We start from the raw sequence: 9,438 nt of genomic DNA on the forward strand, positions 1-9,438 counted from the left end.
CCTACTTTCCGTCCTGTGGCTCGGAGGGTGTGCCGTGGTCGATCTGCCCGTTTTTCCGAACCGCTCCGTGCTGAACCGTCGGGCCGCTCTGCGCCTGGCCGGCGCCGGAGCTGGCGGGATGCTCGCCGACATGCTCGGGCTGATGTCCCCCGCCCGGGCCGAGACGGCGACGCCCGGGGGAGTGCCGGGAGCTGCCGCGCTGCCACCGCCAGCCGTGCCGCCAGCACCAGCCGTGGTACCAGCACCAGCCGTGGTACCAGCACCAGCCGTGGTACCAGGATCGGCCGTGCCGCCAGCACCAGCCGTGCCGCCAGCACCGGGATCCCTGCCACTGCTGGGAGTGCGCTATGTCCCGCGGGCCGGGTGGGGGGCCGACGAGTCATGGCGGATCAATCCGCGCACCGGCAGGCCGTGGTCGGTGACGTTCTCACCGGGACAGGTGATCACCGTCCATCACACCGCCATGCAGGTGGACGACGCCGACCCGGCCGCGTCGGTGCGGGCCATCTACCGCGGGCACACGAAGGACCGCGGCTGGGCCGACATCGGCTACCACCTGCTCATCGACAATGCGGGTGCGGTGTACGAGGGCCGCGCCTCGGGTGCCGACACCATCCCGGTGTACCGCGAGGACGGTGAGGCGGTCACCGGCGCGCACGTCGGTGGGAACAACGCCGGCAACATCGGCGTGGCGCTGATGGGCGATCTGCGTACCCGCCCACCGACGCCGGCCGCACGCCGTTCCCTGGCGCTGGTGCTGCTGGTGCTTGCCGGCCGGCATCAGCTCGACCCGACCGGCATGGCCACCTACGTCAACCCGCTCAGCGGTGCCCGCCGACAGGTACCGACGATCAGCGGGCACCGGGACTGGATGGCAACGGAGTGCCCCGGCGGCGCGCTGTACGCACTGCTGCCCGGCCTACGCCGGGATGTCGCCGCCGGCCTCGGCCGCCCGGTCTCTCCGGCACCGGTGCCAGCGGGTCCGCCGGGTGCGGCGGGGCTGTTCGGGCTGGCGGCCGGAAACGGCCACGGTGTCGCAGCGGATCAGGCGCGCCAGCCGGCGTAGACGGCGAACCGGCCGTCGCGTGCCACGCAGTCGACGGGGGTGAACCCGGCGTCCGCGAGCCAGTCGAGCTGGTCGGCGAGCGGTGCGCACCGGTCGAAGGCCATCCGGCCCAGGGCTGCCTGCCATTCGGCGTCGTCCGAGCCGGACGCCCGGGCATGGCGCTCGTGCCGGTCCTCCTAGAGCCGGGTGAGCGCGGCCACGGGCCCGTCAACCTGCTCGAGGTTGGCGAACAGCCCGCCCGGACGTAGCACGCCGGCGATCCGGCGGAACAGGGCCTTCTTGCCGGCGTCGTCGAGGTGGTGGATGGCCAGACCCGACACGACCGCGTCGAACGGACCGGCCGGGAGATCACCGGTGAGGTCGGACACCGTCAGCCCCGCGACGCGGTCGGCCGGCAGCCGGGTGCGGGCCTGCGCAAGCATCGGTGCCGCGCCGTCGAACAGGTGCAGTCGGGCGGTGGGCACCGCCTCAAGGACCGCGGCGGCCAGCAGCCCGGTGCCGCAGCCGAGGTCCAGCACCACCGGACCGGACATACCGCGAACCCCGCCGCGGACGGCCTCCTGGTCCCCACCGCGAGCCTCGTCCGGAAGCTCGGCGCGGACCTCGTCGATGCGGGCCACCAGGTCGCCGACCGTGCCGTAGAGCAGGTCGAAGGACGGGACGAGGTGGCGGCGCTGCGCGTCGTAGGTGGCGGGATCCCAGATCGGCGTCTCGGAATATGAGATTTCCGTCTCACTCATTGGACAAGTATAGGTCGCGCGGCATCGTCACTCGACCGGTTTTCCGACGAGCGGTGGTGCCGCGCGGCCCTGGTATCCGGCCCGGTGCAGGCCGGACGGCGGGTCAGTGGACCTCGGTCAGGGTGCCCTTCTCGACCGAGTAGACGAAGCCGCGGACCTTGTCCCGGTGTGGGACGAAGGGGCTGGTGGTGATCCGGGCGATCGACTGGCGCACGTCGTCCTCAAGGTTGGTGAAGGTCTCGACGGACCAGGTCGGGCGGATGCCGGTGTCCGCGGTGATCTGCGCCTTGAACTGCTCGTCGGTAAAGGTCAGCATGCCGCAGTCGGTGTGGTGGATCAGGATGATCTCCCGGGTGCCGAGCAGCCGCTGGCTGATCGCCAGCGACCGGATCTCGTCGTCGGTCACCACCCCGCCGGCGTTGCGGATGACGTGTGCGTCCCCCTCGGCGAGGCCGAGCAGGCCATAGACGTTGAGCCGCGCGTCCATGCAGGCCACGACCGCAACACCGAGCTTCGGGGGGAGCGGCAGCTCGCCGGCGGCGAACGTCTGCGCATAGCGGGTGGCGTTGTCGAGCAGGGCGTCGGTGCTGGTGGTCATCTCGCCTCCAGGCGGGACGGGCTGCCGGCATGCCAGGACGCGACGCGGCGGCAGCGTTCGAAGGACGGGGTCTGTGCGGAGAGGGGTTACCCGAAGCAGGCGTGCCGGACGACGTCGACCGCCGCCAGCACAGGCGCGTTGACTGCGCGAACCGGACAGTGGCCCGCGGAGACGCCGGCCCCGGAGGCGTTCTGGGATGTGGGGTACCAGGGTGCAGGGCCGGTCGGGGTGCAGGGCCGGTCGGGTGCAGGGAGGTGCCGGGTGGAGTCGCGGGCCTCAGTGGCCGATGGGGCCGGGATGCCCGCCGGGACACAGTGCGCCCGCGATCAGCAGCAGATCGATGTGGCGTCGCTGGACGAGCGGCGGCGGAGCCGGCATGCACGAACCGAAACACGTTGGCACCCACGCCGCCAACCGGCGATCGAAGTGGTACATCTCACATCTCGGTGCGCCATGGGTGACTTCCCCGCGGGTCGTGAGGGGGTATCCAGCGCGCATCCCCCGATATCCCCGTGTTGCAGCTCACATATAGCGGGGTTGACCGGCTCTGGGTGGCCTCGCAGAGTCGAAGGGTGCGCGCCTCCGCCGTTCTGACGTGCCGCCGTTGCATCGACTACTGCCGAACCTCCACCAGCCGCTGTCGCTGAGTTTGCGCTGTCGCCGAGTTTGCGCTGCCACGGACATCGACGCTGTCACGGAGGACCTCATGAGCCGACCGACCAAGCAGATCCACCTGGCGGCGCACTTCCCCGGGGTGAACAACACGACGGTGTGGAGCGATCCCGCTGCCGGCAGTCACATCGAGTTCGACTCGTTCGTGCACCTGGCCCGTACCGCCGAGCGGGCCCGCTTCGACTTCTTCTTCCTCGCCGAGGGCCTGCGGCTGCGCGAGCAGAACGGGCGCATCCACGATCTGGACGTCGTCGGCCGGCCGGACACGTTCACCGTGCTCGCCGCGCTCGCCGCCGTCACCGAGCGGCTCGGGCTCGCCGGCACCATCAACTCGACGTTCAACGAGCCGTACGAGGTCGCCCGCCAGTTCGCCAGCCTCGACCATCTGTCCGCCGGTCGGGCGGCGTGGAACGTCGTCACGTCCTGGGACGCCTTCACCGGTGAGAACTTCCGCCGGGGCGGCTACCTGGCGGAGTCCGACCGGTACGAACGGGCCCGCAGCTTCCTGACCACCGCGCTCGAGCTGTTCGACTCGTGGCGGCGCGACGAGGTGCTCGCCGACGCCGCCGCGGGCCGGTTCCTGCGTGAGCCCGGTCCGGGCACCTTCGTCCACCACGACCAGTTCTTCGACATCGAGGGGCACTTCAACGTTCCGCGCAGCCCCCAGGGCCGGCCGGTGATCTTCCAGGCGGGCGACTCCGAGGCCGGGCGTGAGTTCGCCGCCGCGAGCGCCGATGCGATCTTCAGCCGACACAGCGCCTTCGACGCGGGCCAGGCGTTCTACGCCGACATCAAGGGCCGGTTGGCCAAGTACGGGCGTGCGCCGCACGAGCTGGTCGTGCTGCCGGCGGCGACCTTCGTCCTGGCCGACACCGACGCCGAGGCCCGGGAGCTGGCCGTGCTCATCCGCCGCCAGCAGGTCAGCGGCGCCACCGCGATCCAGTTCGCCGAGCAGCTCTGGAACCGCGACCTGACCAGCTTCGATCCGGACGGCCCCGTGCCGGATGTCGACCCGCTGCCCGGGGAGAACACCGTCTCCCGCGGGCGGGCGAGCGTGCGGATGTTCGACGACCGGATCGCAACCGTGCGGGCGTGGCGGGAGCTGGCCGAGGCCAAGAAGCTGTCGCTGCGCGAGGTGGTGATCGAGGTCAGCGGTCGCCAGCAGTTCATCGGGTCGGCGCGCACGATCGCGGAGACGATCAACCACTTCGTCCAGTCCGACGCCAGTGACGGCTTCATCCTCGTCCCGCACATCACCCCCGGCGGCCTGGACGAGTTCGCGGACACGGTCGTGCCGCTGCTGCAGGAGTGGGGGGTCTTCCGCGCCGAGTACGCCGGCACGACGCTGCGTGACCACCTCGGCCTCACGCCCCTCGACTAGCAGGGCGTGAGGCCGGAGGTCCGGCAGGGTCCGGTGGTCGGGCAAGGACGGCCGTTCCGGCCTGGAGGGAGTGCCGGAACGTGCGTCTTCAGGTGATGCTCAGTCGAGCAGTCCGATCTGACGGGCAGTGTGCACCGCCGCGGTCCGGTTCCGCACGCCCATCTTGCGCATGATGCTGCGCATGTAGGTCTTCACGGTCTCGGCCTGGATGGTGAGTTGCTCGGCGGCCTCGCCGTTGGAACAGCCCGTCGCCACCAGCGTGAGCACTTCCATCTCCCGCAGGGTGAGTCGGAAGGGCGGGGGCTTGGCGGGAGTCGGTGCGGTCGGTTCGCTGCGCAGCAGCGAGTAGATGCGCAGGATCCGGCGCCGCAGGTGCGGGGTGGTGAGCTGGGCGCTGAGCTCGAGCAGCTCGATCTGGGCCAGCCGGACCCGCTCCTTCTGGGTCCGCGCGTCGGTTGGCAGGTCGTCGGCGGTAAGGGGACCCGACGCTCGGTCGAAGCCGGCGGCGCTCATCGCCCGCGGTGGGCGGGCGTGCATCGTTGCCGGATCCGATACCACTGGGGCCATCGTGCTCCTCTCCCTGTCCACTCCGGAGTGCCCGGCCCCTTCGGCCTCCTGCCGTCGGCAGACCGTCGTAGCCCTGCCGGCAGATTCGTCCGAGGACCGGACTTAAGATCAGCCGTACACCACCTTTGTGGGTGACCGCGGCTGGTCCGGCCCGCCGGAGAAGTGGGCGTGCCGCCACTCCCGCTCCTTCCGGTTGTGCATGCTCGCCGGTCCACCGCGGTCGGCTACATCGAAAAGGTTATCCCGCGCTGTGGCCGTTTCGTCAATGGCCGGTACGTCGATGTGCGAAAACAGACGCCGACTGTCGATGAACCGTGGGATCCTGGCCCCAGCGGCGACTCCCGAGCGGCCGCCCAGATGTGCAGGCCGGACGGTGCCACCATCGGACGAGCGATTGTCTGCGGTGCGGAACTGGATTGTAATCCGCTGCGCGAGAGAATCGGCGGACGGCAGATGCGCATTCATTTGGGTGCCGGCAGACGCCCGGTCATCTGCACGGGCGTCCGGCCCCGGTCGGAGCCTTTGCCCCCGCTCCCCGCCTTCCGTCCACCGCCTGCTGCGTCCTGTCCGCCGGGCCCTGACGCCGCACCCCTGGTCCGGGTCCCCGGCTTCCGGGCCGGGATCCGAGGCGTCGCACCCGCATCTCTGGTGCGGGCTCCTGGCCGAGCTCCCGGGCCCGGGCTGACTGTGCATCCCGGACGTGCCAGAATGCCGGCCAGGCATGGCCAGAGGGACACCGCGTCAGGCCTGAACGGGCACGCTGCGGCACTCCTGGGCCACCTGGCTGGCTCGACGCGGCCCGGTCGGCCGCGGTCCGGCTCGACGCAGTCCGGCTCGACGCAGCTCGTTCCGACCCGGCTGGCACGGGGTGGGGCTGGCACGGTGCAGTCGGCGCAGGGCTCCGGCCGTATTACCCGGTCGCGGTGGAGGATGCCGGCACGCCTGGATACACGTGCTCTGCCTGCCGTATCAGGTTGCCGTGTTCCGGCGAAGCCGGTTGCTCATGGACGGCCTGCCGCCGACGGTGGGAAGTTCCTGTTGGCGGACCGCCAGAATAGTCGGCGCCGACCTGGTGCGACGGACCCGAAGGTATCGGCGAGTCTCGCGGGAAGGTTCCGCCGGCATCGTTCGGACATTATCGTGGACCGTCGAACAAGATTTTTCGGTGGGCCTTCGGATCGGTCGATGAAGGCAGATATACCGGCGGTCTGAAGTCATCTGTCGATACGGGAAGGCTGGGCTGTCAGGTCGGAAGAACTGCTTTTCGCGGATATGTTCGCGTAGCTTTCACTCGGCCGTAGGCCTGCCTGGAAGCACCGGCCGGGCTGCCCGCCCGGACCGGGCTGGAACGCGTCCTCCCACCCGGCGCCCGGAGGCCCGACGCCACCGATGGAGGTCTGAGCGGCCTGCATAGGTGATCCGTGGGGCTGCGCCGGGCGATGTGCGGATGCGTGGTGCCTGATGGGCCATGCGTGGTTGGTCATGCGTGGTGCGTAGTGGGTTGCGTGTGGTGCGGGCCGGCTCTGTACGCAGGACCTGGTCCTGGACGCCAGGTGCTGGGACGCATCCTCGATGCCGGGCCGGGTTGGGCCCGGTCCGGCTCGCTCGGGCCGGTGCGCGTGGCCGTCCGATGGCGAGGGGGAGTGGCTCGGCAACGGAATCCGCGGTGGACGAATCTGGCCGTTCAGTGGCGACTGGTTCGCTGTGATCTGGCGGGTAAGGGTGATTTATGACCGTGTTCTGGCTAACGGCGGAAACTGCCCATTATTGTCGGTTTTTCTGGGTTTATGCGGTCGGTTGGGAGTGGGCGACGACGCGTCCGGTCATCGTCTCGGGCTGGATACGGACCCAGTGCGGATGGTCGATCCGGTCTGCCCAGGGGGCGAGTCCGGTGGCTTCGAGCCGGGCCAGCGTCTGGGTGTCCTTGACCTCCACCGCGCGTCCGTTGATCAGCACACTCCAGCCGGCGCGGACCGCCGCATCGTGTCCGTCCACCTCGAACCCGACCGCGTCCTCGTCCAGGGCCGCAGCGAGCTTCGACCCGGCCGCGGTGCGGAAGGCGATGGCCTCGCCGTCCAGCACGTAGTTGACCGGCAGGACCAGGATCTCGCCGTTCGCGCGGAACGCCACCCGTCCCACCTGCTCACCGGACAGCAGCCACAGGCAGGTTGCCGCGGGTAGCACCCCGCCGCCAGCATGGTCCAGGGTGACGGCCGTGGCGTCCCGGCCGCTCGTGATGATCTCGCCGTTGCTCGTCGTGGTCCCGCGTCCGCCCACGTTCGCCGATGTCATCGCGTGTTCCCCTTGTCCGCTGGATGGGCATCCGCACCGCCGCACCGCACTACATCGCGCCGCACGGCACCGCACGGCAACCGCACTGCGCCGCATCGCCCTGCGCCAGAATGGCGGGGTGGTGAGGCCGTTCGACGACGTCCGGTTCGACCGTAGGCCGGGGCCGGGTGGCCGGTCAGGGGTCGATCGTCGTCGCCTCCCTGGGCCGTCCGGCCCGCTCGGGCCCGTCCGGTCGGGCTGGGTGACCGGTGGTGAGCAGGTCCCGGATCTCGGTGAGCAGGCGCGCCTCGTCGCTGATCACCGGGGCCGCCGCGGGTTCCGGCTTGCCGCGTGTGCGTAGCTTGGCGGCCTTGGTCATCGGGAGGACGACGATGAAGTACACGGTCGCCGCCACGAACAGGAACGTCACGAGGCTGTTGAGAAACAGTCCGTAGCGGAACCTGCTGTGATGGATCGTGAACGACAGGTTGGCGAAGTCCGGCTTCCCGCCGACCGCGGCGATCAGCGGCGTGAGCAGGTCGTCGACCATCGCCTTGACCACCGCGGTGAACGCCGTTCCGATGATCACCGCAACGGCGAGGTCGATGACGTTCCCGCGCATCAGGAACTTCCGGAAGCCCGCGAGCCCCGGCCGGATCACCCGGACCGACGGTGCGACGACCCCCCGGCCACGATCAACGACCGTGCGCACCCTGACCTCGCGCACCCTGCGCACGCCCACCAGACCATCTCCTCGACCCTGAGGCTCATCGGACGCCGTCCGTTATGACCGTCAAGAGAGGTTCTAACCCGTTTTGTGACTTGGTGGACGGCCCGTCCGTGCCCCTGCGGTGACATCGGCCCGGTCAGCGCTTGCGGGCGACCGCTCCGTAGATGCTGACCTGGGCGTCGGTCAGCTCGGCCAGGGGGATGGCCGACGTCCGGGCGGCGGAGTTCTCCTCACCGAACGTGACGGCGGACGGCGCCGACGTCGACTGCTCGGCGAGATCGGGACGCCAGCGGTGGACGACCTGCAGGCCCGGCTCGACGATCTCCAGGCCGTCGAGGAAGCGCTCGACCTCGGCCCGGGTGCGCAGGTGCATCGGCATCCCGCGGGAGAGATAGGTGCTCTCGACGTGGCGCATGTCGGGGTCGAAGTCCGCGGTCAGATGCGTCAGTGACACGTAGCTTCCCGACGGCAACAGATCGACGAGCTGCGCCAGGATGTCGTGGGGCCGGTCGCTGTCCGGGATGAAGTGGAAGATCGCGATGACGGACAGGGCGACCGGCCGGGACAGGTCGAGCGTCTCGTGCAGCTCGGGAGCGGCGAGGATGCGGTCGGTGTCGCGCAGGTCGACATCGAGGTAGGCGGTGCGGCCCTGGCGGGTCCCGGTCAGCAGGGCCCGGGCATGGGTGAGCACGATCGGTACCATCCCTTGGTTGCACATGGCAAGTGGTGTTCGCGTGCCGGAACTGCCGTGAGCAACGGTGGGCGCACATATCGGTGTGCTGGGCGCGTAACGACGGTGGTCCTGCTTGGGAGGTTAGGCGGCGGGCGGGCGCCGGGCACGCCTGCGATGAGGGTGGCGACCGCTGGCGGGACGGGCGGGGCCTCGGCAAGCGTCTCGGCCAGCCAGCGCGCCACCGCGTCGGCGTCTGATTCGGCATTGTGGGCGTTCTGCGCCCCGGCCGGGCGGGCCTTCGGTCCGTCGGCGTCCGGCACCACTGTGGCGCCGTTCCCACCCGTGTCCTCCGCGGCGGCCTGCGGTGGCCTGTCCTCTGTTTGCGGTCGATCGTCGCACGAATCGGCGGGTGCAGGACGGCGGACGCGGGACGGACGGACGCGGGACGGATCGACCACGGCACCTCACAGAACCGGCGGCGGAAATGCGGCAAATAAAAGCTAACCGGACTATCCTCTACCGCCAACAGGGCGCGTTCCGTCGACCGCTTCTGCCAGCTCCCACGGTTAGATAGGATGCCAATTGCGGCATGATTCCTGGCCTGCTTGGGTGGGTGTCAGATACCGGCCGACCTGCATCGATGCGCCCTCTCGGACCTACCCGCTAGTGTCGCGTGATTCTGTTCAATTTACTCGGGTAGGTGAGATAAAATGGTCAGGTGGAGTTGACGGCGGATGAGC

At 70.0% G+C, this 9,438-nt stretch carries 9 protein-coding genes; 2 read left to right on the plus strand and 7 right to left on the minus strand.

From position 1 onward, the window contains the following. Nucleotides 1-34 precede the first annotated feature (34 nt). Nucleotides 35-1,066: an N-acetylmuramoyl-L-alanine amidase gene (locus ND747_RS08175; protein WP_251732875.1), complete on the plus strand. Its 1,032-nt coding sequence runs from the start codon at nucleotides 35-37 to the stop codon at nucleotides 1,064-1,066. On the opposite strand, the gene ND747_RS29275 is transcribed toward ND747_RS08175, so the two are convergent. The 3 genes from ND747_RS29275 to ND747_RS08185 form a co-directional block, all read right to left on the minus strand. Next, nucleotides 1,045-1,170, minus strand: a complete 126-nt coding sequence (locus ND747_RS29275) for a hypothetical protein (protein WP_285900177.1) — start codon at nucleotides 1,168-1,170, stop codon at nucleotides 1,045-1,047. The two genes, ND747_RS08175 and ND747_RS29275, sit on opposite strands and share 22 nt — an antisense overlap. Nucleotides 1,171-1,242: 72 nt before the next feature. Continuing rightward, the gene (locus ND747_RS08180; RefSeq protein WP_251732876.1) at nucleotides 1,243-1,806 is read right to left on the minus strand and encodes a trans-aconitate 2-methyltransferase; all 564 of its coding nucleotides are present in this window, start codon (nucleotides 1,804-1,806) and stop codon (nucleotides 1,243-1,245) included. A 103-nt stretch (nucleotides 1,807-1,909) separates the two neighbouring features. Continuing rightward, the gene (locus ND747_RS08185; protein ID WP_251732877.1) at nucleotides 1,910-2,404 is read right to left on the minus strand and encodes a carbonic anhydrase; all 495 of its coding nucleotides are present in this window, start codon (nucleotides 2,402-2,404) and stop codon (nucleotides 1,910-1,912) included. A gap of 706 nt (nucleotides 2,405-3,110) precedes the next feature. Here ND747_RS08185 and ND747_RS08190 point away from each other — a divergent pair. Then, complete coding sequence (locus ND747_RS08190; RefSeq protein ID WP_251732878.1) at nucleotides 3,111-4,457, plus strand: NtaA/DmoA family FMN-dependent monooxygenase; 1,347 nt, start codon at nucleotides 3,111-3,113, stop codon at nucleotides 4,455-4,457. 99 nt (nucleotides 4,458-4,556) lie between these two features. On the opposite strand, the gene ND747_RS08195 is transcribed toward ND747_RS08190, so the two are convergent. The 4 genes from ND747_RS08195 to ND747_RS08210 form a co-directional block, all read right to left on the minus strand. Then, nucleotides 4,557-5,024 (minus strand): LuxR C-terminal-related transcriptional regulator, encoded by a 468-nt coding sequence (locus ND747_RS08195; RefSeq protein WP_251732879.1) that lies wholly within the window; start codon nucleotides 5,022-5,024, stop codon nucleotides 4,557-4,559. Between the two features lie 1,785 nt (nucleotides 5,025-6,809). Beyond that, a complete protein-coding gene (locus ND747_RS08200) occupies nucleotides 6,810-7,316 on the minus strand; it encodes a pyridoxamine 5'-phosphate oxidase family protein (protein ID WP_251732880.1) in 507 nt (168 codons plus the stop codon). A gap of 175 nt (nucleotides 7,317-7,491) precedes the next feature. Next, nucleotides 7,492-8,037 carry a large conductance mechanosensitive channel protein MscL gene (gene mscL, locus ND747_RS08205; protein ID WP_251732881.1) on the minus strand — a complete coding sequence of 182 codons (546 nt, stop codon included), beginning with the start codon at nucleotides 8,035-8,037 and terminating at the stop codon, nucleotides 7,492-7,494. 124 nt (nucleotides 8,038-8,161) lie between these two features. After that, nucleotides 8,162-8,716 carry an SAM-dependent methyltransferase gene (locus ND747_RS08210; protein WP_251732882.1) on the minus strand — a complete coding sequence of 185 codons (555 nt, stop codon included), beginning with the start codon at nucleotides 8,714-8,716 and terminating at the stop codon, nucleotides 8,162-8,164. Nucleotides 8,717-9,438 lie beyond the last annotated feature (722 nt).

The organism is Frankia sp. R82, assembly GCF_023716925.1.
Classification (GTDB): Bacteria; Actinomycetota; Actinomycetes; order Frankiales; family Frankiaceae; genus Frankia.